General features: G+C 71.8%; 21 protein-coding genes and 1 pseudogene. 3 read left to right on the plus strand and 19 right to left on the minus strand.

The features are described 5' to 3' along the window. Nucleotides 1-12: 12 nt before the first annotated feature. From AB0E77_RS20005 to AB0E77_RS20060, 12 genes and pseudogenes are all read right to left on the minus strand, one after another. Nucleotides 13-321, minus strand: coding sequence for a DUF2469 domain-containing protein (locus AB0E77_RS20005; protein ID WP_003965949.1), 309 nt, complete (start codon nucleotides 319-321; stop codon nucleotides 13-15). A gap of 56 nt (nucleotides 322-377) precedes the next feature. Further along, the gene (locus AB0E77_RS20010; protein ID WP_361572412.1) at nucleotides 378-899 is read right to left on the minus strand and encodes an NUDIX domain-containing protein; all 522 of its coding nucleotides are present in this window, start codon (nucleotides 897-899) and stop codon (nucleotides 378-380) included. Continuing rightward, nucleotides 889-1,668 (minus strand): signal peptidase I, encoded by a 780-nt coding sequence (gene lepB / locus AB0E77_RS20015; RefSeq protein WP_361572415.1) that lies wholly within the window; start codon nucleotides 1,666-1,668, stop codon nucleotides 889-891. Before lepB (AB0E77_RS20015) ends, AB0E77_RS20010 begins: the two co-directional genes overlap by 11 nt. A 90-nt stretch (nucleotides 1,669-1,758) precedes the next feature. Then, entirely contained in the window at nucleotides 1,759-2,751 is a 993-nt protein-coding gene (gene lepB / locus AB0E77_RS20020; RefSeq protein ID WP_361572417.1) for a signal peptidase I, read from the minus strand. Continuing rightward, nucleotides 2,663-3,724, minus strand: a pseudogene (gene lepB, locus AB0E77_RS20025) (signal peptidase I); the annotation flags it as partial. The pseudogene lepB (AB0E77_RS20025) and the gene lepB (AB0E77_RS20020), both read right to left, overlap by 89 nt. Beyond that, entirely contained in the window at nucleotides 3,717-4,445 is a 729-nt protein-coding gene (lepB, locus tag AB0E77_RS20030) for a signal peptidase I (RefSeq protein WP_361572419.1), read from the minus strand. The pseudogene lepB (AB0E77_RS20025) and the gene lepB (AB0E77_RS20030), both read right to left, overlap by 8 nt. Before the next feature lie 45 nt (nucleotides 4,446-4,490). Continuing rightward, nucleotides 4,491-4,841, minus strand: coding sequence for a 50S ribosomal protein L19 (gene rplS / locus AB0E77_RS20035; RefSeq protein WP_361572422.1), 351 nt, complete (start codon nucleotides 4,839-4,841; stop codon nucleotides 4,491-4,493). A 136-nt stretch (nucleotides 4,842-4,977) separates the two neighbouring features. Continuing rightward, nucleotides 4,978-5,811, minus strand: a complete 834-nt coding sequence (gene trmD, locus AB0E77_RS20040) for a tRNA (guanosine(37)-N1)-methyltransferase TrmD (protein ID WP_361572425.1) — start codon at nucleotides 5,809-5,811, stop codon at nucleotides 4,978-4,980. Further along, on the minus strand, nucleotides 5,811-6,365 hold the full coding sequence (gene rimM / locus AB0E77_RS20045) for a ribosome maturation factor RimM (protein ID WP_361572427.1): 555 nt from the start codon (nucleotides 6,363-6,365) through the stop codon (nucleotides 5,811-5,813). The genes trmD and rimM overlap by 1 nt, the downstream gene beginning before the upstream one ends. 86 nt (nucleotides 6,366-6,451) lie before the next feature. After that, entirely contained in the window at nucleotides 6,452-6,691 is a 240-nt protein-coding gene (locus AB0E77_RS20050) for an RNA-binding protein (protein ID WP_003973401.1), read from the minus strand. Between the two features lie 2 nt (nucleotides 6,692-6,693). Then, nucleotides 6,694-7,113 carry a 30S ribosomal protein S16 gene (rpsP, locus tag AB0E77_RS20055; protein WP_161164628.1) on the minus strand — a complete coding sequence of 140 codons (420 nt, stop codon included), beginning with the start codon at nucleotides 7,111-7,113 and terminating at the stop codon, nucleotides 6,694-6,696. A 207-nt stretch (nucleotides 7,114-7,320) separates the two neighbouring features. Further along, nucleotides 7,321-7,917, minus strand: a complete 597-nt coding sequence (locus tag AB0E77_RS20060) for a hypothetical protein (RefSeq protein ID WP_361572429.1) — start codon at nucleotides 7,915-7,917, stop codon at nucleotides 7,321-7,323. 671 nt (nucleotides 7,918-8,588) lie between these two features. Between AB0E77_RS20060 and AB0E77_RS20065 the strand changes: the two genes are divergently transcribed. Next, nucleotides 8,589-9,455, plus strand: coding sequence for an SAM-dependent methyltransferase (locus AB0E77_RS20065; RefSeq protein ID WP_361572431.1), 867 nt, complete (start codon nucleotides 8,589-8,591; stop codon nucleotides 9,453-9,455). Between the two features lie 22 nt (nucleotides 9,456-9,477). Here AB0E77_RS20065 and ftsH read toward each other — a convergent pair whose 3' ends face one another. The 6 genes from ftsH to AB0E77_RS20095 form a co-directional block, all read right to left on the minus strand. Then, complete coding sequence (gene ftsH / locus AB0E77_RS20070; protein WP_361572432.1) at nucleotides 9,478-11,424, minus strand: ATP-dependent zinc metalloprotease FtsH; 1,947 nt, start codon at nucleotides 11,422-11,424, stop codon at nucleotides 9,478-9,480. 106 nt (nucleotides 11,425-11,530) lie between these two features. Then, on the minus strand, nucleotides 11,531-13,081 hold the full coding sequence (ffh, locus tag AB0E77_RS20075) for a signal recognition particle protein (RefSeq protein WP_361572434.1): 1,551 nt from the start codon (nucleotides 13,079-13,081) through the stop codon (nucleotides 11,531-11,533). 214 nt (nucleotides 13,082-13,295) lie between these two features. Continuing rightward, nucleotides 13,296-15,731, minus strand: a complete 2,436-nt coding sequence (locus AB0E77_RS20080; protein WP_361572436.1) for a [protein-PII] uridylyltransferase — start codon at nucleotides 15,729-15,731, stop codon at nucleotides 13,296-13,298. A 28-nt stretch (nucleotides 15,732-15,759) separates the two neighbouring features. Then, entirely contained in the window at nucleotides 15,760-16,098 is a 339-nt protein-coding gene (locus tag AB0E77_RS20085) for a P-II family nitrogen regulator (protein ID WP_019328769.1), read from the minus strand. Continuing rightward, entirely contained in the window at nucleotides 16,095-17,438 is a 1,344-nt protein-coding gene (locus tag AB0E77_RS20090; protein ID WP_361572437.1) for an ammonium transporter, read from the minus strand. Before AB0E77_RS20090 ends, AB0E77_RS20085 begins: the two co-directional genes overlap by 4 nt. 313 nt (nucleotides 17,439-17,751) lie before the next feature. Then, nucleotides 17,752-19,245 carry a hypothetical protein gene (locus AB0E77_RS20095; RefSeq protein WP_361572438.1) on the minus strand — a complete coding sequence of 498 codons (1,494 nt, stop codon included), beginning with the start codon at nucleotides 19,243-19,245 and terminating at the stop codon, nucleotides 17,752-17,754. Nucleotides 19,246-19,690: 445 nt separating this feature from the next. Between AB0E77_RS20095 and AB0E77_RS20100 the strand changes: the two genes are divergently transcribed. Continuing rightward, entirely contained in the window at nucleotides 19,691-20,362 is a 672-nt protein-coding gene (locus AB0E77_RS20100) for a bifunctional DNA primase/polymerase (protein ID WP_361572441.1), read from the plus strand. A gap of 144 nt (nucleotides 20,363-20,506) precedes the next feature. Here the strand turns inward: AB0E77_RS20100 and ftsY are convergent, their stop codons facing one another. Further along, entirely contained in the window at nucleotides 20,507-21,721 is a 1,215-nt protein-coding gene (ftsY, locus tag AB0E77_RS20105) for a signal recognition particle-docking protein FtsY (protein ID WP_361572444.1), read from the minus strand. Between the two features lie 175 nt (nucleotides 21,722-21,896). Between ftsY and AB0E77_RS20110 the strand changes: the two genes are divergently transcribed. Next, on the plus strand, nucleotides 21,897-23,360 hold the full coding sequence (locus AB0E77_RS20110) for a cytosine permease (RefSeq protein WP_361572447.1): 1,464 nt from the start codon (nucleotides 21,897-21,899) through the stop codon (nucleotides 23,358-23,360). Nucleotides 23,361-23,495 lie beyond the last annotated feature (135 nt).

Raw genomic sequence — 23,495 nt, forward strand, 5'->3', positions numbered from 1 at the left:
GGGCGGGGAGGCTCACCCGCCGGGAAGCTCGAGGTCGCTCTTGTTGAGCTCCTCGATGTTCACGTCCTTGAACGTCAACACCCGCACCTGCTTGACGAAGCGGGCCGGCCGGTACATGTCCCACACCCAGGCGTCGGCCATGGAGACCTCGAAGAACACCTCACCCTGGACCGAGTGGACCTGCATCTCGTAGTCGTTGGTGAGGTAGAAACGCCGCTCGGTCTCGATCACGTATTTGAACAGACCGACGACATCGCGGTACTCCCGGTAGAGCTTGAGCTCCATCTCGGTCTCGTACTTCTCGAGGTCCTCGGCGCTCATGGCATGTTCCCCTTCAGCCGTGCGATCCCCCCATTGTGCGCCAGTCCCGCGCGCCCCTAGACGATTTCGGTGTCCAGGGTCACCGGCCCGGCGGGGGGACCGTCGTCGAGCAGCGTGCGCAGCAGCTCGGCGAGTCTGGTCGGATACACCGTCTCATGGGCGCGGGTCAGTTCCCGACACGTCCACCACCGTGCTCCGGCGACGCTGCGCCGCTCCAGTTCGGTCAGGCCCACGGCCTCGGTCGCGGTCTGGGTGGTGCGGGCCAGGTAGTACCACTCGTCCTGGTCCCAGCGGCGGCCCGCGAAGGGGAAGGAGCATCTGCGCCGCCAGAGCACGGGGCCGAGTTCGACGTCGGTGATGCCGGTCTCCTCCTCCAGCTCCCGCCGCGCGGCCTCCTCACGGGTCTCGTCGCCCTCCACGCCGCCGCCGGGGGTGAACCACCAGTCGTCGGCCGGGTCGTCCGGTTCGTGGCCGTGCAGCAGCAGGATGCGGTCGTCGGGGTCCAGCAGCACCACGCGGGCGACCTTGCGCAGCCCGCCCTCGCAGGTGTCCTGGCCCGCCGCCGGTTCAGCGGCCACCGGTGGGCTCCGTCCGAGTCCGGGCGCGGGAGGCGGCGCCCCGTCTGGCGATCGGACCGTACGCGGCGCCGCCGAGGATCAGCACGGCACCGGCGATCACGAGGGCGACGACCGTGCGCAGCGGTCCCGGCGAGGAGAGGCCGCCGCCCAGGGCCTCGAAGCCCGACGGCCGTTCCAGCATGCCGTTCATGGGCCACACGACGGCGTCCACCCGGGCGTCCACGGCGGAGCGTGCCACGGTCCCGCCGGCGGCGTCGGTGAGGTGGGCCGTGGAGTCCACGGAGTTGTCGCGCTCGTCACCGAGCAGGAACAGACGCCCCTCGGGGACGGTGACGGTCGGGAAGTTGCTGATCTCGGCCGGTGTGCCGGCGGGCAGATAGGGCTCGTCGATCACCTTGCCGTTGACCTTGAGCTTGCCCTCCTGGCAGCACGAGACGGTGTCCCCGCCGACGGCGACCACGCGCTTGACCATGGGGGCGTTGGCCCAGGTGGCGTCCTTGAAGACGACGACGTCGCCGCGGTGGACGTCCGTGCCGTCGATCCGCTGGGCGAGCACCCGGTCACCGGCGTGGATCGTCGGCGTCATGGAGCTGGTCGGCACGGTGTAGGGCCGGTAGACCACCGCTCCCCAGGCGAAACCGCCGAGGAACAGCACCAGACCGAGTGCCACGGCGATGCTGGACAGCCGCTGCCCGGTCCTGCCGGCCGCCGGGGCCGTGCTCGCGCCGCCGCCGTGCGGGGCCGTACGTGTCGTGCTCTCGCCACCCATGGAAGCGCACCTTACCGGGCGGTACCCGAACGGGGCAGCCCCTCCCGGGTCCGGGATCCACCGGACCGGAAGGGCGTGCTCCGCGGTGCGTCAGCGGGTCTCGGCCGGGGCGGTCCGCCTGCGGCGCCACCAGACGACGGGGACGACGCCGGCCAGGGCGAGGCCCTGGGGTGCGACGGTGAGCGCGGCGGCGGCCGTCGCCTGGTTCTTCAGACCGTCCTGGTCGAAGGTCTCGGGGACCGGAAGCGTGTCCCAGTGGCTGACCGGCCAGGCGACCACGATGGCGCGGCCGACGACCTCCTTCACGGGGACCATGCCGCCGTGCTTGTCGCCCTGGTTGTAGCGGGAGTCGGCGGAGTTCTGCCGGTGGTCGCCCATGACCCAGATGGAGCCTTCGGGGACCTTCACCTTGAACCGGCCGCCCTGGTCGTCGTCGCTGCACGGCGTGTTGCCGGGGTAGACGTACGGCTCGTTCAGCGCCATGCCGTTGACCTTGAGCGGGCCCGTGCCGGTGCACTCGACCGTGTCGCCGCCGACTCCGATGACCCGCTTGATCAGGTCCTTCTCGTCCGCGGACGGCATCAGGCCGATCCAGCTCAGGACCGTCTGCAGCGCGTTCGGCTCGGGCGTCGGCTCGCCCGCCAGCCACATGTCGGGGTCGTGGAAGACGACGACCTCGCCGCGCTCGGGTTCCGAGCCGAACCACGGGGTGAGCTTGTCGACCAGGACGCGGTCACCCTCGGTGAGGGTGTTCTGCATCGATGCGGAGGGGATCGAGAACGCCTGCACCAGGAAGGTCTTGATCAGCAGCGCGAGCACCAGCGCGATGCCGATGAGGATCGGCAGTTCCTTCCAGAAGGAACGCTGCTTCTTGGCCGCGGCGCGCTTGGGGGGCGGGGTGCCGCCCACTCCCTCGTCGTCGGTCCCGTTCTGTTCGTCCGTCACCCTGTCGTCCTCGGCCGTCCCGGAGTCGCTCGCGAAGGGCTGGGTGCCGTCCGCGGACGGGCCGGCCGCTTCCGTGGGGCGTCCCGGGTGTTCCTCGCCGTCGTGTCCGGACCGTGCGCCAACCGCCACATCCCCCACGCCAACTCCTTACTCTCTGCCACCGCCTGCCCCGTGTCCGGCGCAGGCCCACCACTCCCATAACGAGCGGGAGTTCCGCAGGGATCGGGAGTTGAATCATCGCGTTCGGATCGTCGGGGGCAACCCTATGCGACACGGCGGAGGCAGTGGCCGAACCGGAGGCCGCGTCGGACACGGACGCGTACGTCTCCGGCTCGTCCAGCGTGGTCCAGTGACCGAACGGCCAGGCGATCACCATGGCCCGGCCCACCACCTCGTCCTCGGAGACCGTGCCCTGGTCGGTGTCCTGGTGGACGCGGGAGTCGGCCGAGTTGGACCGGTGGTCGCCCATCACCCACAGCCGTCCCTCGGGGACGGTGACGTCGAAGGGCGTGGTGGAGGGGACGTCGCCGGGGTACAGGTAGTCCTCGTTCAGGGGAACGCCGTTGACGGTGATCCGTCCCTGGGCGTCGCAGCACTTGACGTGGTCCCCGCCGACGCCGACGACCCGCTTGATGAGGTCCTGCTCGTCGTCGGAGGGCAGCAGGCCGATGAAGGCGAGGCCGTCCTTGACCTGCTTGACGACGACGGGGTCGTCCTTCTTGGTGGTCTGCTCGCCCTGGAGCCAGCCGCCGGGGTCGCGGAAGACGACGACGTCCCCGCGCTGCGGCTCGGCGCCGAACCACGGGGTGAACTTGTCGACGAGGACGCGGTCGCCGATCCGGATCGTCTGCTCCATCGAGCCCGACGGGATGACGAAGGCCTGGACGAGGAAGGTCTTCAGGACCAGCGCGATGAGGACGGCGACGCCGACGAGGAGCGGGATCTCCTTGACGGCACCGCGTCTGCGGCGGCGCTTGACCTTGCGCTGGAGTTTGCGCCGCTCGGCGCGCGACCGGCCGCCGGACGGGGCGGTGGCGCGCCGGGATCCGGTGGGCAGAAGGTCCTCCGCCGGGCTGCTGGGCGCCCCGCGGGGCTTGCCCCGGCTACCCATCGGCGCCCTTGACGGGCGGCGCCGGCGCGGGCACGCGCGCGTAGGCGTCCGGACGGCCGAGGCGGGTGGCGTGCCCGAAGGGCCACACGATCCAGTCGGCCCGGCCGATCACCTCGTCCACCGGGACCATGCCGCCGCCCGGCGAGCCCAGGTGGTCGCGGGAGTCGCTGGAGTCGCCCCGGTGGTCCCCGAGGACGAACAGGGTGCCGTCGGGCACGACGACGTCGAAGGGCACGGTGGACGGACGGTCACCCGGGTAGAGGAACGCCGACTCGTCGACCGACCGGTCGTTCACCTTGACCCTCCCCTCCTTGTCGCAGCACACCACGTGGTCCCCGCCCACACCGACAACGCGTTTGATGTAGTCGCCGTGCCCGAAGAACCCGGTGCCGTCGAAGACGACGATGTCGCCCCGCTGCGGCCGGTTCCCGAAACGGTACGCCAACTTGTTTACGAGAACCCGGTCGCCGATCCTCAATCCGCGCTCCATGGATCCGCTGGGAATCTGGAAGGGACGCAGTACGAAGGTGCTGAACAGCAGCAGACAGCCGAGGAGGGCGAGCAGGGTGACGGTGATCCGCCCGCCCGGCACCCAGTCGGCGATCCACGCCGAGAACGCGGAACGCGACCGTCCCTCCGGGCCCCCGGCGTCCGAGGGCTGCTCGGTGCCGGAAGGGCGGGAGGAGCGGTCGCGCTCCGTGGGCTGTGCTTCGGTGTCCATCGGAGCCAGATGTTATCCGGCTCCGCCGTGGACCTCGGAGTGCGCTCAGCTCTCGCGCTTCTCCTTGATCTTCGCGGCCTTGCCGCGCAGCTCGCGCAGGTAGTACAGCTTGGCGCGGCGCACGTCACCGCGGGTGACGAGCTCGATCTTCTCCACGATCGGGGTGTGCACCGGGAAGGTGCGCTCGACGCCGACGGAGAAGGAGACCTTGCGGACCGTGAAGGTCTCGCGGACGCCGGCACCCTGGCGGCGGATGACTACGCCCTTGAACTGCTGCACACGGGAGCGGTTGCCCTCGATGACGCGGACGTGGACGTTGACGGTGTCGCCGGGGCGGAAGGACGGGACGTCGCTGCGCAGCGACGCGGCGTCGACAGTGTCGAGCAGGTGAGACATTTCGTCTGCTTTCCTCGCTGATGCCACAGGTCATCAACGGAAACTAGGTGTTTCGGAATCGGGGTCGTGCGGGTCGGGACGGGCGTCGTGTCCCCCTGTGGCAGGGGCGCGCTCCGGACGGACGCACAACAGCGGCCTATTGTTCCACGCCCGGCGTCCTGCGCCAAAATCGGCCGTACAGTTCGCCGTCGGGGTCGGGCTGCCAGCCCAGGATGGAGAGCATCTCGCGGTCCTTCTTGTCGAAGGCCGAGGGCTCGCACCGCTCGATCAGGTCGGGCCGGTTGGCCGTCGTGCGCCGCAGTGCCTCGTCGCGGCGCCAGCGGGCGATCTTGCCGTGGTGGCCGCTGAGCAGCACGTCCGGGATGCCGCGCCCGCGCCACAGGGGCGGCTTGGTGTGGACGGGGCCCTCCAGCAGGCTCGCCATGGCGCCGGGCGCGAAGGAGTCGTCGCGGTGGGACTCGGCGTTGCCCAGGACACCGGGCAGCAGCCGTGCCACGGCCTCCGTGACGACCAGCACGGCCGCCTCGCCACCGGCCAGGACGTAGTCGCCGATGGAGACCTCGTACACGGGCATCCGGGTCGCGTACTCGTCGATGACGCGGCGGTCGATGCCCTCGTAGCGGGCCGGGGTGAAGATCAGCCAGGGGCGCTCGGAGAGCTCCACGGCGAGTTTCTGTGTGAAGGGCCGGCCGCTGGGGGTGGGCACGATGAGGGCGGGCTCGCCGGAGCCCGTCTCGTAGCCGTCGGCCAGCACGGAGTCCAGCGCCTCGCCCCACGGCTCGGTCTTCATCACCATGCCGGGGCCCCCGCCGTACGGGGTGTCGTCGACGGTGTTGTGCCGGTCGTGGGTCCAGTCGCGCAGGTCGTGCACCTGGACGTCGAGCTGCCCGCGCGCGCGTGCCTTGCCGACGAGGGAGACGTTCAGCGGGTCCAGGTACTCGGGGAAGATCGTGACGACGTCGAGCCGCATCAGCTGTCATCCCCGGCGGCGTCACGCGAGGAGGCGACCTCGGCCCGGTCGTCGATCAGCCCCGGCGGCGGGTCGACGACCGCGCGCTGTTCCTCCAGGTCGATCTCGGTGACGATCTCGGACACGAACGGCACGTAGACCTCGCTGCCGTCGGGGCGCTCCACGACGAACAGGTCCTGGGTGGGCAGGTGCGAGATCTCGGTGATCCGCCCGACCTCCTCGCCGTCCGTGGTCACGACGTCGAGGTCGATCAGCTGGTGGTCGTAGTACTCGTCCTCCTCCTCGGGCAGCTCGTCGGGGTCGACGTCGGCGATGAGGAGGGTGTTGCGCAGCGCCTCGGCGGCGGTGCGGTCGCTCACCCCGGCGAAGCGGAGCAGGAGGCGGCCGCTGTGGACCCGGCCGGTCTCGATGGTGAGCGGGCCGACGGAGGCGGGGTCGGTGGTGAGGACGGCCCCGGGCCCGAGCCGCAGTTCCGGCTCGTCGGTGCGGACCTCGACGGTGACCTCGCCCTTGATCCCGTGGGCGCGGCCGATGCGCGCGACTACCAGCTGCACTGTGCTTGATCTCCTGTCATACGACTGCGGGCCGGGGACGGCCCAGTGGCCTTCCCCGGCCCGAGCCGGTGCTGCGTTGCGAAGCGTCAGCGGACGTGGTCCACGTCGACGAGGTCGACACGGACACCGCGGCCGCCGATGGCGCCCACGACGGTGCGCAGGGCGCGTGCGGTGCGGCCGTTGCGGCCGATCACCTTGCCGAGGTCGTCCGGGTGGACCCGGACTTCCAGGACGCGCCCGCGGCGCAGGTTGCGCGAGGCCACCTGCACATCGTCAGGGTTGTCGACGATGCCCTTCACGAGGTGCTCGAGAGCCTCCTCGAGCATGCTCAGGCCTCGGTCGACTCGGACTCGGCGGCAGCCTCGTCCTTCTTGTCGGCCTTCTTCTTCTGGGTGATGGCCTCACCCTTGCCCTCGTCGTCGCCACCGAGCGCCTCGAAGGACGGACGGGCCGACTTCTCGGCCGGCTGCAGCAGCGGCGCCGGGGCGGGCTCGCCCTTGAACTTCTGCCAGTCGCCGGTCTTCTTCAGGATGGCGAGCACGGGCTCGGTCGGCTGGGCGCCGACGCCGAGCCAGTACGCCACGCGCTCGGCGTCGACCTCCATCACCGACGGGTTGTACGTCGGGTGGTACTTGCCGATCTCCTCGATGGCCCGGCCGTCACGGCGGGTACGGGAGTCGGCGACGACGATGCGGTAGTGAGGCGAACGGATCTTGCCCAGACGCTTCAGCTTGATCTTGACTGCCACGGGAGTGGATTCTCCTGGATTGACGTGGTTGGGCACGGCGAGGAAGCCGCGTGGGGTTGCGGTACCCGAGTGCCCGACGGACGCGTCAGCCGGAGGAGAGAGGGGTCCTGTTCGGCTGTCGAGTACAGCTAGCCATTCTGCCACATGCCGCCGGGCCCTCCCGACCGAGGGCTCTGCGCGGTCCGGCCGCCACGAGCAGCCGGACCGTCAGCTCGCCGCCGCGCCCACCACCTCCGGGATGCGGAACGGCTTCCCGCAGCCGCCGCACACGATCGGGGCCTGGGCCAGGACCGACGGGACGACGCGCACATTGCGGCCGCAGTCGCAGACGGCCTTGACGCGCACCCCGCCGCCGGAGGATCCGTGCCGGGCGGCCGGGCCGCGGAAGCTGCGGGCCGAGTCCGTCGCGGTCGCGGCGGTGTGGGCCTTCAGCGCGCGCTGGAGGCGGTCGATCGTCGGGCGGTAGCGGCGCTTCGCCTCGGGGGTGAGCGTGACCAGGGAGAAGCCGCTGCTGGGATGCGGTTCCTCGGGATGGTCCAGGCCCAGCTCCTCGGCGATCGCGAGGAATCGTCGGTTGTGGTAGCGACCGGCGCGGGAGGTGTCGCGCACTCCGCGCGCGGCTGCGATGCCGTGGACTGCCTCGTGAAGCAGTCGTTCGAAGGAGAGTTCGTGCCCGCAGGCGGACGACGACTCTCCGATCAGGGACTCGGGCGCGGCAAGATCGGGCAGCTCGGGGTGGTGCCGCTGAATGTCGGCCCACGCCTGCGCCAGCTCTGCGGCGAGAACAGGTGGTGTCGTGCTCACGTAATGACAACGAGCCGGGGTGCCGCTGTGTTCCTATTCCGGGGCATCCCAAATAATTTGCACGTACCCGTCAGTTGCCGCTGATGCGTCCCGACGAGGGCGGGTGCGCTGATCTGCGGAGAAGCCGCACAGCTCGTACCAAGCTGGTGCGTAGTCCGACGTACGCGCCGGCGCGTAGCACCCGTCCACGCGCCGGGGTGCGTGGGGCTCGCTGACGCGCAAGAGGCGTTTCGGCCGCCGTCGCGGAGACAGGGCGCCGCCCGGGCGGGCGCGTCGACGGGCGTGACGTTACCGGGTCGGCCTCCGGCGTGCGGCACCGCCCCTCCCCGGGAGCGCTCGGGGCGCCGTGGACCGTGCGCACCGCCCGTCGGTCTTGGCCGAAACCGCCTCTGCGGTCCCACCGCCACCCGCTGTCATCGCCGAGCGACACGTTCAGGCCATCCGCCGGCGACGCCGCACGGGGGCTACCGCGCGTACCGCGCGGCCAGGCGCACGTTGCCGGGAAGTGAAATCTCGCCACTCGGGCCCGGATCGGGCAAACCGGCCCTCGCTACCACTGGACGCCACGGCGAGCCGGGAGTTACCTGGCATACGGGGGGAGTGCGAGCGCACTGCACGGGGGCCAGGGAATCGGGCACATCGGCAACGGTCGGCGATTGGGGCACTTTCCTATGACACCTACGCTCGTGCGGCAGCACTCATCCCACGCGAGGGCGACGCCCGGCGTGGACCTGGATGCACGCGCGCGTGACTGGTCCGAGATACAGGAGCGGATGCTCGTACCGCTCTACGAGGCGGTCTACGAGCGACTGGACGTCGGCGGCGGCACCCGGATGCTGGGCCTGGGCTGCGGATCCGGCCTGGCCCTGCTGATGGCCGCGTCCCGGGGCGCGGCGGTGACCGGCGTGGACTCCGGTTCCCCGGAGCGCCTGGCCCTCGCACGGCGGCGGCTGCTGTCCGAGGCGCCGGAGCCGCACGGCGCATCCGCGCGCTCGGCCGCCCGGATCGTCGAGGGCGCCCCCCGCGACGCGCGGGACCCGGCCGGGCCCGCGTTCACCGTCGTGACCGCCTTCGAGCCGATCGGGTGCCTCGCGGGCGACGCGGAGGGCTTGGGCGGGCTGCTGGCCGAGGCGACGCCGCTCGCCGTGCGCGGAGCGGCCGTCGTGCTGGCCGGCTGGGGCCCGCCGGAGCGCTGCGCCACGACGTCCGTGCTGCGGGTGGCAACCAAGCTGGCGGACCCGCTGCGCAGCCCGGGCAGCTGGCGTCCGGCCCTGCGCGACGACCTGGAGGAGGTCGCCCACCGGGCCGGACTCGCACCGGACGGTTCCGGTCGCGTGGCGTGCCCGTTCGGGTACGCCGACCTCGGCAGCGCGGTGCGCGGGCTGCTGTCGACGGGGCTGTTCGACGCGGCGATCGCCGCCACCGACCAGGAACAGGTGGACAAGGAGCTGACCGAGGCCCTCCATCCCCACCGGCGGCCGGACGGCACGGTGTGGATGCCGAACGTGTTCCGCTACCTCGTGGCCCGCACACGCTGACGGCACGCGAGGCGGGCGCCGCTCACGCCTCGGGGCCGTCCTTCGTCAGCCGGGGGATCCCGGCGATCCGGTACGCGTCCGCCTCGTCCAGCGTCTCGTTGGCCAGCAGCGCCTCGGCCAGCGCGTCGAGCTGGACGCGGTGGTCGCGCAGCTTGCGGACGGCCTCCTCGTAGCACTCGTCGACGACGCGCCGCATCTCGTCGTCGATGGCGTTCAGGGTGCCCGGGGCGGCGGCCAGCCCGTAGGCCTGCTGGGCGTCGCCGGGCAGCGCGGACAGCCGGCCGACCTGCTCGCTCATGCCCCAGCGGCCGACCATGCCGCGCGCGATCCGGGTGACCTGTTCGAGGTCGCTCTCCGAGCCGGTGGTGATCACGTCGTACACGACGTGCTCGGCCGCCATCCCGCCGAGCGCGCCGATGATCCGGCCCCGCAGATACTCCTCCGTGTACGCGTACTTGTCGGCGTCCGGCGTCGACAGTGTCACGCCGAGCGCCCGTCCGCGCGGCACGATGGTGATCTTGCGAACGGGGTCGGCGCCCGGTTGCAGCATGCCCAGCAGGGCGTGCCCGCTCTCGTGGTAGGCGGTGCGCCGGCGTTCCTCCTCGGGCATCACCAGCGGGCGTTCGGCGCCGAGCTGCACCTTCTCCAGGGCCTCGGAGAGGTTCGCCTGCGTCACCCGGTCCTGCTTCCGCTTGACGGCGAGCAGGGCCGCCTCGTTGGCGAGATTGGCCAGTTCGGCGCCCGTCATCCCCGGCGTCGTCCGGGCGACCTGGGCCAGGTCGACGTCCGGGGCCAGCGGGATCTCCCGGGTGTGGATCTCCAGGATCGCCTCCCTGCCGTCCCGGTCGGGCGGCGAGACGCTCACCACCCGGTCGAAGCGGCCCGGGCGGGTCAGGGCCGGGTCGAGGATGTCGGCGCGGTTGGTGGCGGCGATGACGACGACGCCCTCGGAGCCCGAGAAGCCGTCCATCTCGGTGAGGATCTGGTTGAGGGTCTGCTCGCGCTCGTCGTGGCCGCCCATGCCGGAGCCTCCGCCGCGGGCCCGGCCGATGGTGTCGATCTCGTCGATGAAGATGATCGACGGCGCCACCTTCCGGGCCTCGGCGAACAGCTCCCGCACCCGGGAGGCGCCCACACCGACGATCATCTCGATGAACTCGGACGCGGACGCCGAGAAGAACGGCACCCCCGCCTCGCCGGCCACCGCGCGCGCCAGCAGCGTCTTGCCGGTGCCGGGCGGGCCGGTCAGCAGCACGCCCCGGGGCATCTTGGCGCCCATCCGGCGGTAGGCGCCGGGGTTCTTCAGGAAGTCGACGACGTCACTCAGCTCGCCCTCCACCTCGTCGATGCCGGCCACGTCCGCGAAGGTGGTGCGCGGCTTGCCCGCCTCCAGCTCGACCGGCTTGGGCGGCGCCTTGCGGCCGAGCATGCCGCCCGCACCGCCGCCCATCGCCCCGCGCATCCGCCGCGCGATGACGATCCACAGGACGACCAGGATCAGCATCGGGGCGAGCGCGATCAGCAGGTTGGCCAGGAAGCTGCGGTGCTGGACCACCGGCTCGGCGGTGACGGTGACGCCGTGCCCGGTCAGATCCGCCCAGAGCTTGTCGTCCGCGAACGTCGGGCGCTCGGTCGTGAACTTGGTGTACGTCCCGTCGCCCTCGGGGTTGTCCCGGGCCTTCTTCAGCTGGCCCTGGATCGCGTCGCCCTTGGCGTAGATCTTGCTGACGTTGCCCTCGTCGACCTGCTTGCTGAACTCGGTGTACGAGATCGTCGGCTCGTCGCCCTCGTTGAAGAACGACAGCACCAGGTTGGCGATGAGATAGACGACCAGCGCGGCGAGGACCAGGTTCCACCAGCCGCCGCGCATTCTGCGCCCACCGGACGGCCGCTTCGGCGGCTCGTCGGGCGTGCCCTCGGTGCGCCAGGGCGGCTCGGGGGCCTTGCGCGGCGGGGACGGGTTGGTCATACCGGGACGTTACGACAGGAAAGCCCCGCGGGCATGCGGGTGTACGGCACCGGGGGCGCCCCACGCCGCTGCGCGGGACGCCCCCGGTGACGTACGGACGACGGTGTCAGCCCATGAACTTCTTGAACTCGTCGGGCAGCTCGAAGTCCTTGCCCCCCTGCTGCGGCAGACCGAAGGCGTTGCCGCCCTCGGCCGCGGCGGCGCGCCGGGCGGCCTCCTCCTGCTCCTGCTGCTTGCGCTTCATCGGGTTGCCGGAGCGCTGCTTGCCCTTGGCCTGCTTCTGCTTCTTCTTCTGCCGGCCCGGACCCCCACCCATGCCGGGCATCCCCGGCATACCGGGCATGCCGCCGCCCTGGGCCATGCGGGACATCATCTTGCGGGCCTCGAAGAACCGCTCGACCAGGCCCTTCACGGCGCTGACGTCGACACCGGAACCCTTGGCGATACGGGCGCGGCGCGAGCCGTTGATGATCGTCGGGTCCTGACGCTCCCCCGGGGTCATCGACTTGATGATCGCGGCGGTGCGGTCGACGTCCCGCTCGTCGAGGTTGTTGATCTGGTCCTTGATCTGCCCCATGCCGGGCAGCATGCCGAGCAGCTTCGAGATGCTGCCCATCTTCCTGACCTGCTCCATCTGGGCCAGGAAGTCGTCCAGGGTGAAGTCCTGGCCCTTCTTGGACGCCAGCTTGGAGGCCATCTTCTCGGCCTCTTCCTGGCTGAACGTCTTCTCCGCCTGCTCGATCAGGGTGAGCAGGTCACCCATGTCGAGGATGCGGGAGGCCATCCGGTCCGGGTGGAAGGCGTCGAAGTCGTCCAGCTTCTCGCCGTTCGAGGCGAACATGATCGGCTTGCCGGTGACCGAGGCGATCGACAGGGCGGCACCACCGCGGGCGTCACCGTCGAGCTTGGACAGCACCACGCCGTCGAAGCCGACGCCGTCGCGGAAAGCCTCGGCGGTGTTGACCGCGTCCTGACCGATCATCGCGTCGACGACGAAGAGGATCTCGTCGGGGTGGACCGCGTCACGGATGTCCGCGGCCTGCTGCATCAGCTCCTGGTCGATGCCCAGGCGGCCGGCGGTGTCGACGATGACCAGGTCGTGGACCTTGGTCCTGGCGAACTCGATGGAGTCCTTGGCGACCTGCACCGGATCGCCGACGCCGTTGCCCGGTTCGGGCGCGTACACCGCGACGCCGGCGCGCTCGGCGACGACGCTCAGCTGGTTGACGGCGTTGGGGCGCTGGAGGTCACAGGCGACCAGCAGCGGGGAGTGGCCCTGCTCCTTGAGCCAGCGGCCCAGCTTGCCCGCGAGGGTGGTCTTACCGGCACCCTGCAGACCGGCGAGCATGATCACGGTCGGCGGCTGCTTGGCGAAGCGCAGCCGGCGGGTCTCGCCGCCGAGGATGCCGATCAATTCGTCATTGACGATCTTGACCACTTGCTGCGCGGGATTGAGCGCCTTGGAGACCTCGGCGCCGAGCGCGCGCTCCTTGACGTTCTTGATGAACGTCCGGACGACCGGCAGGGCCACGTCCGCTTCGAGGAGCGCGATACGGATCTCGCGCGCCGTGGCGTCGATGTCCGCCTCGGACAACCTGCCTTTGCCGCGGAGGTTTTTGAAAGTCGCGCTGAGGCGGTCGGAGAGGGTATCGAACACGGTGGCGTCGGTCCTCGGAGTCGGGGGCGGATCTGGGCTGCCCTCCAGGGTATCCGGCCCGGCAGACAATTCGTCCCCGCCCACTGCAGTCATTGGGCGGAGACGGATCCCCGCATGGGCGGGGAACAACCGAGGATCGTGACAAGTACACCGTTCACGAGCGGACCGTCCCCGCGTCGGCGGGGAGCACACCCGATCAACGCACACCACGAGGTCACGCCCGCAGTGTCTCCTCCAGCTTGCGGGCCACCGCCGCCGCCTCCTCGCCCGGCAGCGGCACTCCCGGCGCCTGCGTGACGTAGAACGCATCCACCGCGTTCGCCCCCAGCGTCGAGACATGCGCGCTGCGCACCCGCACCCCCGCGCCCTCCAGCGCCCGCCCGATGCGGAACAGCAGCCCGGGCGCGTCCTGGGCGCGTACCTCGATCACCGTGGCCTGGCGCGACGCGGCCGGTTCGACGGTCACCCTGGGCGGCGGCGGGACCACACCCCGGCGGCGCGGGTAGGCGGCGTCCCGCTCGGCGAGGCGGGCCTCGATGTCGAGGCTGCCGTCGAGGGCGCGGACCAGGTCGGCGCGCAGGCGGGCGGCCTGGGGCAGGGAGCCGTACTCGGCGGCGACCCGCCAGGCCAGCAGCAGGACGGAGCCCTCGACGCCGTCCGGCAGCGGAAGGGAGCGCAGCTCGGCCGTGCGGACGGTCAGGCGGTGCACGGCCAGGACGCCGGCGACGGCGGGGAGCACGCCCGCCTGGTCGGGTACGGCGATCAGCAGCTCCACCCCGAGGGGCTCCCGTTCCTCGGCGTCCGGCTCGGCCTGGGCCCGCAGGGACAGCACCGGCCCGCCCGTGCGGAACGCCTCCACGGCGAGCCGTTCCTGCTGCACGGTGGGCGCGGGGTCCTCGGGTGCCTCCAGGGGGTCCCCGGCGAGAACGGCCGAGACGCGTTTGACCAGGTCGGCGACGAGCGAGGCGCGCCAGGCCGACCAGGCGGCCGGCCCGGTGGCCAGGGCGTCCGCCTCGGTCAGGGCGTGCAGGAGCTCCAGGGTGCCCTGGGTGCCGGCCGCCTCGGCGACGGCGCGGACGGTGGCCGGATCGTCCAGGTCACGCCGGGTGGCCGTCTCGACGAGGAGGAGATGGTGGCGTACGAGGGTGGCGAGGACGGCGGCGTCCGCGCGGTCGAAGCCGATGCGGGCCGCCACGTCCCGGGCGATGGTCTCGCCGGCGACCGAGTGGTCGCCGGGCCAGCCCTTGCCGATGTCGTGCAGCAACGCGGCGACGAGGAGCAGGTCGGGGCGGTGGACGCGGCGGGTGAAGGCGGAGGCGCGGACGGCGGTCTCGATGAGGTGCCGGTCGACGGTCCACAGGTGGACGGCGTTGCGCTGCGGGCGGCAGCGGACCCGCTCCCAGTCGGGCAGCAGCCGGGTGATCAGGCCCTCGGCCTCCAGTGCCTCCCAGACCTCGACGGTGGGGCGGCCCGAGCCGAGCAGGGTCACCAGTTGTTCGCGTGCCTCGGCGGGCCAGGGCGCGGGCAGCGGGCGCGCGGTGGCGGCGAGGTGCCGCACGGCGTGCAGGGAGAGCGGGAGCCCGGCCTGTGCGGCGGCGGCCGCGGCGCGCAGCGGGAGCACGGGGTCGCGTTCGGGGCGTGCGGTGCGGGCGAGCACCACCTCGCCGTCCTGCTCGACGACGCCCTCGGCGAGCGGACTGCGCTCGGCGGCCTGCCTGCCGCCACCGAGCATGGCGCGCAGGCGGGGCCGCACGGCGCGCGACCGGATCACGCGCCCCACCTCCCGCCAGGTGACGTCACCGGCGTACGAGATGACGCGTGCCGCCTCGTACACCTGCCGCAGCAGGGCGTCGGCGTCCAGCAGGCCCAGCTCGGCCGCGACCTGGTCCTGTTCCTGGAGGGCCAGTCGGTCGGTCGCGCGGCCCGTCACCAGGTGGAGCGCGTCGCGTACGTCGAGCAGGCGGCGCCGGGCCTCGGCGAGGCCTTCGCGGGGGGCGTCGGCGAGCCAGGAGGCGGCGACGGCGCGCAGTGCGGTGGCGTCGCGCAGCCCGCCCCGGGCCTCCTTGAGGTCGGGTTCGAGCAGGTACTGCAGCTCGCCCTGGCGTTCGGCGCGCTCGGCGCAGAGTTCCCGCAGTTCGGGGAGGCGTCTGGGGGCCTGGTTGCGCCAGTCGGCGAGGACGGTGGTGCGCAGGGACGCGGTCAGTCCCAGGTCGCCGGCGAGGTGGCGGGCGTCCAGCAGGCCCAGGTGGGCCTTCAGGTCCTCGCCGGCCGTCTTGCGGGCCTCCTGGGGGGTGCGTACGGAGTGGTCGAGGGCGAGGCCCAGGTCCCAGACGGGGTACCAGAGGCGGTCGGCGAGGGCGGCGACCGCCTTGTCGTCGCCGCCGTCGTGCAGCAGGAGCAGGTCGAGGTCGCTGCGCGGGGACAGCTCGCCGCGCCCGTAGCCGCCGACGGCGACGAGCGACACCCCGGTCAGGCCCTCGGTGGCCGCCTCGAAGAGGCCCGCCAGCCAGTGGTCGGTCAGTGAGGCGAGGGCCGCACGGCGCGGCGGCCCGGACCGCGCCCCCTCGGTGAGGAGGCGCAGCCGGGCCGCCGCGTAACCGCCGGGTCCCGAGCTCTCCGCTTCGTCGTTCGTCAGCTCCGTGTACGTCACCCGGCGGCTCCTGTTCCGTCGTCCTGGTTCAGAGCGCGTCGGGACCGCGCTCGCCGGTGCGGACCCGTACGGCCGTGTCGACCGGGACCGACCAGACCTTCCCGTCGCCGATCTTGCCGGTGCGGGCGGCCTTGACGACGACCTCGATCAGCTGCTCGGCGTCGTCGTCCTCGACCAGTACCTCGATACGGATCTTCGGTACCAGGTCGACGGTGTACTCGGCACCGCGGTAGACCTCGGTGTGGCCGCGCTGGCGGCCGTAGCCGCTGGCCTCGGTGACGGTGAGGCCGTGGACCCCGAAGGCCTGGAGGGCCTCCTTGATCTCGTCGAGCCGGTGCGGCTTGACGACCGCGGTGATGAGCTTCATGCGTCCACCTTCTTGCTCTGGGCCTGCGCGGCCGCGGTGGCGGCCGGTGCGGCGGTCCGGGCGGCGCCGCCGCCGGCGCCGCTGAAGTCGTATGCGGTCTCGGCGTGCTCGGCCTGGTCGATGCCGCGGACCTCGTCGTCCTCGGGGACCCGCATGCCGATCGTCCTGTCCAGGGCGAACGCCAGGACCGCGGAGACGACCAGAGAGTAGGCGAGGACGGCGAAGACACCGGCGCACTGCTTCCAGAACTGGTCCAGGCCGCCCCCGTAGAACAGGCCCTGGACGTCGGACTGGCCCTTGCCGCTGGCGAAGAGGCCGACGAGCAGGGAGCCGGCGATGCCGCCGACGAGATGCACGCCGACGACGTCGAGGGAGTCGTCGTACCCGAACCGGTACTTCAGGCCGACGGCCATGGCGCACAGCACACCGGCGATCGCGCCGACGGCGATCGCGCCCAGCGGGGAGACGGCACCGCCGGCCGGGGTGATGGCGACCAGGCCCGCGACGGCGCCGGAGGCGGCGCCCAGCGTGGTGAAGGCGCCGTGGCGGATCTTCTCGTAGGCGAGCCAGGCCAGCATGGCCGCGCCGGTGGCGACCTGGGTGTTGACGAACATCAGCGCGCCGACGCCGTCGTCGTTGCCGAGCCACGAGCCGGCGTTGAAGCCGAACCAGCCGAACCAGAGCAGCCCGGCGCCGAGCATGACCAGCGGCAGGCTGTGCGGGCGCATCGGGTCCTTCTTGAAGCCGATCCGCTTGCCGATGACGAGGATCACGCCGAGCGCCGCGGCGCCGGCGTTGATGTGCACGGCCGTGCCGCCGGCGAAGTCGATCACGCCCAGCTCGAAGGCCCAGCCGCCCGCGCCCCACACCCAGTGGGCGACCGGGAAGTAGACCACGGTGACCCACAGGGCGATGAACAGGGCCCAGGCCGTGAATTTCACGCGGTCCGCGAGGGCGCCGCTGATGAGCGCGGGGGTGAGGACGGCGAACATCATCTGGAAGACCAGGAAGACGAAGACGGGGATCGTGTAGCCGTCCCACAGCTCCGTCAGGCCGATGTTGCTGAGGCCGACCCAGTCGGAGTTCCAGCCGATGAGGCTGCCGGAGTCCGTGCCGAAGGCCATGGAGAAGCCGTAGAGCACCCACAGCACGGTGACGATGCCGAGGCTGATGAAGCTCATCATCAGCATGTTCAGGGTGCTCTTGACGCGGACCATGCCTCCGTAGAAGAAGGCGAGGGCCGGGGTCATGAGCATCACCAGGGCGGAGCAGATGAGCATGAAGCCCGTGTTGGCGGCGGAGATCTGGGTCTCCGCGGCGAGCGTGATGGCTGGAGCCATCGGCGTCTCCTCGTCGTTGTACGGCCCCGTGCGGGCGAAGCCTGAGCGGCAATGAGGGGTGGGCCGGTTATGCGCCACGAGATTGGCGCAGCGCCGTTTCCGTGGGCGCCCCTCGTTGTTTCGCCGCCGTGACGAAGGCGCGGTGCGTGTTACGCGTGGATGAACTGCCGGGTCGGGGCCGGGCGGGCCGTCGGCGTCCCCGGGACCTGCCGGTGGACGCGAGCCGGCCGCGGCGGGCCTTCCGAGTGACCTGGCATGGGGGAGCCGAGTCGGGCAGTTCGGGAGGGCCGGCCGCGGCCGGGGTCTGGGGCGGTCAGACCGCTTCGGCGGTCTCCGGCAGTTCTGCGGCGAGCCGGGCGGTGAGGTCGGTGACCTCCGCCAGGTCGCCGAAATCGCGTACGGCCGTGTCGACGGTCTTGCGGATGCGGGTGTTGACGCGTTCGGAGCGGACCTTCTTGGCGATGGCCATGGCCTCGGTGGCGAGGACGGTGCTCTCCTCGGGCTCGCGGCGCAGCAGGTGCACGGTGGCCATGCCGATCAGATTCAGCGCGTAGGAACGCTGGTGCTCGTCGTCCTTCGAGAACAGCTCCACGGCCCGCCGCATCAGGGGCTCGGCCAGGGAGGCGTAGGTGGGGCTACGGCCGGCGACATAGGCGAGGTCGCGGAAGGAGTGGCTGTTCTCGCCGTGGAGCTCGGCCTCGGAGAAGAAGCGGATCCAGTCGGGATCCGGCTCGTCCCACTCGTCGGCCTCGGTGAAGGTGTCCTCGGCCATGCGCACCGCCCGCTTGCAGCGGCCGGGCTGTCCCATGTTGGCGTAGGCGCGGGCCTCCATCGCGTACAGCATCGACTGGGTGCGCGGGCTCGCGCAGTCCCGGCTGCCGTACTGCGCGAGGTGGATCAGCTCCAGGGCGTCGTCGGGCCGGCCGAGGTGGATCATCTGGCGGCTCATGCTGGAGAGGATGTACGAGCCGAGCGGCCGGTCGCCGGCCTCCTTGGCGGCGTGCAGGGCGAGGACGAAGTACTTCTGGGCGGTCGGCTGGAGTCCGACGTCGTACGACATCCAGCCGGCCAGTTCGGCGAGCTCCGCGGCGACCTTGAACAGCTTGGCGCGGGTGGTCTCCGTCTGGGGCTCCTGGAGGAGGTCGGTCACCTCGTGCAGCTGGCCGACGACCGCCTTGCGGCGCAGGCCGCCGCCGCACTGGGCGTCCCAGCGGCGGAACATCACAGCGGTGGACTCCAGCAGCTCCAGCTCCGGCCGGGACAGCCGGCCGCGCGCACGCGTCTCGGGTGCGGACTCGCGCCCGGAGGAGGCGGCGGGCGGCGAGGGGACGAGCCAGCGCTGCATGGGCTCGATGAGGGACGGGCCCGCGGAGAGGGCCAGCGAGCTCCCGAGGAAGCCGCGCCGCGCCAGCATCAGGTCGCTGCGCGAGAACTCGCTGAGCAGGGCCACGGTCTGCGGGCCCGTCCAGGGCAGGTCGACGCCGGTCGCGGAGGGCGACGGGCGGGTGGTGCGCAGGCCCAGGTCCTCGACGGAGACGACGACGCCGAAGCGCTCGGAGAACAGCTCGGACAGGATCCGCGGGATCGGTTCGCGCGGATTCTCGCCGTCGAGCCAGCGGCGGACGCGCGAGGTGTCCGTCGAGATGTGGTTGGCGCCGAGCTGGCGGGCCCTGCGGTTGACCTGCCGGGCGAGCTCGCCCTTGGACCAGCCGCTGCGCGCGAACCACGAGGTGAGCAGCTCGTTGGGGCGCTTGTCAGCGTGCGTCGCGCTTCCCGCGCTCGTGCCGCCTTCGCCGTTGCCGCTCACTGGAACGCCCCCATCCCTGAGACCACCTGTCGCCGAGTGCGCCAAGCCTTATCAGCATGCCGGTGAACCGGGCCCTCCGTCCGGCGTACGCCACCCTTCGAACGGAGTACCGAGTTGCCTCCGGCATACCCACAAGTGCATGTGCCCCAAGGCCTCATGCACACAAAGTAATCCTACGATCACGGGCGCTGCCACGGCGATTCGGGAATCGCCACCATTCGCCACCCCTTCGGATGAACCCCCGGTGGCCTGCACACGATTCACTTGACACAGGCCGACCGGGAGACGGTGCGAGGGGGCTCACCGGGGCGTGCGCCGCCGGGCGCACCACCCGGAACGCTTCCGGGCGCCGCCTGAACCGCGCCGGGCCGGGGAGTGAGGCACACAGAGTCACGCGACACGTCCGCTGCGTAACCGTCGCTGCGTCGGAACCGTTGGAGGGGGCATGGGCTTCACGATCGGCATCGGGACCAGTCGGGGCACGCGCGACGTCCGCTCCGGCACACGCCGCCGCGGCCGCGTGCCGGAGACCACCGCCGTGGCCGAGTTCACGGGACTGTGGGGCTGGGACGTGGTGCCGGGCGCGCGGGCTGCCGCGGGCGCCTGCTCCTGCGGCCGGCGCGACTGCCCGGCGCCGGGTGCCCATCCGCTGGACTTCGCGCCCGAGCTGCCCGCCGGGGCGACGCTGGACGAGGCGAGCGCGGCCTGGGCCGAGTTCCCGGGCGCCGCGGTGATGCTGCCGGTCGGGCGGACCTTCGACGTGATCGAGGTGGCCGAGGCCGCCGGACGCAGGGCGCTGGCGCGGCTGGAGCGCATGGGCCTGCCCCTCGGCCCGGTCGCGGCGACCCCCGAGGGCCGCGCCCACTTCTTCGTCGCCCCGGGGGCCGCCGCCGAGCTGCCCCGGCTGCTCTACCGGATGGGCTGGGACGACCCGACCGCACTCGACCTGCGCGGCCTCGGTCACGGTACGCACATCACGGCCCCGCCCTCGGACCGCGGCGGCCTCGGTCCGGTGCGCTGGCTGCGCCCGCCGGCCCTCGACTCGGCGACCAGGCCGCCGGCGGCGCGACTGCTGCTGGGCACCCTGGCGTACGTGGCCCACCGCTCCCGGGCGTAACCGGGGCCCGGCAGGCCGCCCGGCGCCCGCCGGATCCGGCCCCGCCCGGCACCCGCCCGGCACGACGAAGCGCCCGCTCCCCCGACTGCACCTCGGGGGGCGGGCGCTTCTCCGTGCGCGTACCGGCGCGGGGCCGGCGGGACGTCACTCGCCGATGAGCGCGTCCACGAACGCCGCCGGCTCGAACGGCGCCAGGTCGTCGGCGCCCTCGCCGAGCCCGATCAGCTTGACCGGGACGCCCAGCTCGCGCTGGACGGCGACCACGATGCCGCCCTTGGCCGTGCCGTCCAGCTTGGTGAGGACGATGCCGGTGATGTCGACCACCTCGGCGAAGACGCGGGCCTGGATCAGGCCGTTCTGGCCGGTGGTGGCGTCGAGGACCAGCAGCACCTCGTCCAGCGGGGCCTGCTTCTCCACGACGCGCTTGACCTTGCCGAGCTCGTCCATGAGGCCGGTCTTGGTGTGCAGGCGGCCGGCGGTGTCGATGAGCACCACGTCGGCGCCGACGTCCTTGCCCTCCTTGACCGCGTCGAAGGCGACGGAGGCGGGGTCGCCGGCCTCCGGCCCGCGCACGGTGTGGGCGCCGACCCGCTCGCCCCAGGTCTGCAGCTGGTCGGCGGCGGCGGCACGGAAGGTGTCGGCGGCGCCGAGGACGACGCTGCGGCCGTCGGCGATCAGGACCCGGGCGAGCTTGCCGGTGGTGGTGGTCTTGCCGGTGCCGTTGACGCCGACGACCATCACGATGCCGGGCTTGCCGGTGGCGGGCTCGGTCTTGAGCTCGCGGTCCATGTCGGGGCCGACCAGCGTGATCAGCTCCTCGCGCAGCAGACCGCGCAGCTCCTCGGGCGTGCGGGTGCCGAGCACCTTCACGCGCTCGCGCAGCCGGTCGACCAGCTCCTGGGTGGGCTGGACACCGACGTCGGCGGTGAGCAGCGTGTCCTCGATCTCCTCCCAGGTGTCCTCGTCGAGGTGCTCGCGGGAGAGCAGGGTGAGCAGGCCCTTCCCGAGGGCGTTCTGCGAACGGGAGAGACGGGCACGGAGCCGGACCAGACGGCCGGCGGTGGGCTCGGGAACCTCGATCTGCGGGATCTCGAGCTCTTCGACGACGGGCGGCTCCTCGACACCGACGGGCGCGGTGCCGCCGTCCGGGAGGTCGACCTCCTCTATCGTCCGGCGCGTTTCGTCGCGCGGGGTCTCGGCCTCGTCGCCGACGTGCGGTTCGGCGGGAGGGGCGGTGATGTCGGGCGTCGACGGAGGCGGCGGAGGCAGCTGCTTCTTGCGGCGACTGCCCACGATCAGCCCGCCGAGCGCGCCGATCACGACCACGGCGATGACTACAGCAAGGATGAGGATTTCCATAACCCGTCCAGTATCGGCCATGGGCTCCCGGGACACTCGCTTGTGGCTTCCTCCAAGGGACAAAGGCCACTGGAAGGACTGAGTCGGATCAAAGTACGATGGAAGAGGCCGCGTCAACGCGCGTAGAGTCCCGAACGCATCCTCTCCCCCCACGATCGAGGCACGGACCCCCCACATGAGCAAGACCGCCGAGACAGAAGGCGCCCTGGAAACCCGTGGCATCGAGCAGGTGCCCGATTCGGAGCGCACCGCCCGGACCCGCGAGCTCTTCCCGACCTGGGTCGGCGCCAACATCAGCGTGCTGCTGCTCACGATGGGCGCGAGCCTCGTGGTGGCGTACCACCTCAACTTCTGGCAGGCCCTGGTCGTCGCGGCCGCCGCGCCCGTGGTGTCGTACGGGCTGGTGGGGCTGATCGGCATCGCGGGCAAGCGCGGCGGCGCCCCCGGCATGGCGTTGTCCCGGGCGGTCTTCGGCCAGCGGGGCAACCTGCTGCCGGGGTCGCTGATCTGGATCGCCCGCTGGGGCTGGGAGACGATCAACGCGGTGACCGGCGCCTATGCCGTGCTGACCGTGCTGCACATCGTGTTCGGCATCGAGGCCAACAGCGTGCTGGACATGGTGACGCTGCTCGTCTTCGTCGTCGCGACCTTCGCGATATCCGGGCTGGGCATCAACGCCGTGCAGAAGTGCAACAAGTACGCGGCGTACCTCTTCGGCGTCTTCTCGGTGCTGGTGCTGGGTTACCTGATCGTCGACACCGACTGGTCCGCGGTCTTCGACCGGCCCGCCGGTTCGGTGGCCGCGATGATCACGGGTGTGGGGCTGATCGCCGCGGGCGGCGTGAGCTGGATCCCGTCCGCTCCGGACTTCACCCGGTACCTGCCGCGCACCGCCTCCTCCAAGGGCATCGTGGGTGTGACGATCGGCGGCGCCGGCATCGTGGTGCTGCCGATGGTGCTGATGGGAATGGTCATGGCGGTCTCCACGCCGGACCTGGCCTCCGCCAGCGACCCGGTCTCCTTCCTCGGCGAGATCCTGCCGACCTGGATCGCGGTGCCGTACCTGCTGATCGCGCTGATCGGCATGCTGCTGATCAACTCCATGTCGATGTACTCGGCCGGCTTCACCGCTCAGACCCTCGGCTTCAAGATCCCGCGGCACTGGGCGGTCTCGGTGAACGCCGTGATCTCGCTGGTCTTCGGCGGTGTGCTGATGCTGGTGGCGACCAGCTTCATGGGCTCCTTCATCGCCTTCCTGTCGCTGCTGGCCGTCGCCTTCTCGGCCTGGGTCGGCGTGTTCGGCGCGGACATGCTGCGCCGCCGGGAGTACGACGGCGCGGCCCTCGCCGACACCGGCCGCACCAGCGCCTACTGGTACCGGGGCGGCTTCTCCCCCGCCGCCGTCGCCGCGTGGGCGGTGGGCCTGGCCGCGGGCCTGATGTTCACGACGTCCGACTGGTTCACAGGCCCGCTCGCGGCGAACAACGTCATCGGCGAGTACGGCCTCGGCTGGGTCGCCACGGTGGTGATCTCCGGCCTGCTGTACGCGGTGCTCCCGAAGCCGGCGGTGGTCGTCCCGACGACGCCGGCCGAGGGCACCGAGCACCTGCGCGAGCAGTCCGAGGCCCTGACGGCCTGACCCCCGTGCCGACGCGAAACGTCCCCCTCCGCCCGGCCGGGCTGGGCGGCCATCTACCGGGGCACCCCGCAACTGCACACCGCGTACTCCTTCGAGTCCGTGGTGGACGAGGTCTGCTTCATCTTCGGGCCGATC

Source organism: Streptomyces sp. NPDC032940, from assembly GCF_040636935.1.
Classification (GTDB): domain Bacteria; phylum Actinomycetota; class Actinomycetes; order Streptomycetales; family Streptomycetaceae; genus Streptomyces.

Coding starts and splice junctions, on each gene's coding strand:
- AB0E77_RS20090 (WP_361572437.1), bottom strand. CDS start 17,438: ATGGCTCCAGCCATCACGCTCGCCGCGGAGACCCAGATCTCCGCCGCC.
- AB0E77_RS20065 (WP_361572431.1), top strand. CDS start 8,589: ATGACACCTACGCTCGTGCGGCAGCACTCATCCCACGCGAGGGCGACG.
- lepB (WP_361572419.1), bottom strand. CDS start 4,445: ATGGACACCGAAGCACAGCCCACGGAGCGCGACCGCTCCTCCCGCCCT.
- lepB (WP_361572415.1), bottom strand. CDS start 1,668: ATGGGTGGCGAGAGCACGACACGTACGGCCCCGCACGGCGGCGGCGCG.
- ftsH (WP_361572432.1), bottom strand. CDS start 11,424: ATGACCAACCCGTCCCCGCCGCGCAAGGCCCCCGAGCCGCCCTGGCGC.
- AB0E77_RS20050 (WP_003973401.1), bottom strand. CDS start 6,691: ATGCTCGAGGAGGCTCTCGAGCACCTCGTGAAGGGCATCGTCGACAAC.
- ftsY (WP_361572444.1), bottom strand. CDS start 21,721: ATGGAAATCCTCATCCTTGCTGTAGTCATCGCCGTGGTCGTGATCGGC.
- AB0E77_RS20085 (WP_019328769.1), bottom strand. CDS start 16,098: ATGAAGCTCATCACCGCGGTCGTCAAGCCGCACCGGCTCGACGAGATC.
- trmD (WP_361572425.1), bottom strand. CDS start 5,811: ATGCGGCTCGACGTCGTCACGATCTTCCCCGAGTACCTGGACCCGCTG.
- AB0E77_RS20110 (WP_361572447.1), top strand. CDS start 21,897: ATGAGCAAGACCGCCGAGACAGAAGGCGCCCTGGAAACCCGTGGCATC.
- AB0E77_RS20100 (WP_361572441.1), top strand. CDS start 19,691: ATGGGCTTCACGATCGGCATCGGGACCAGTCGGGGCACGCGCGACGTC.
- AB0E77_RS20005 (WP_003965949.1), bottom strand. CDS start 321: ATGAGCGCCGAGGACCTCGAGAAGTACGAGACCGAGATGGAGCTCAAG.
- rplS (WP_361572422.1), bottom strand. CDS start 4,841: ATGTCTCACCTGCTCGACACTGTCGACGCCGCGTCGCTGCGCAGCGAC.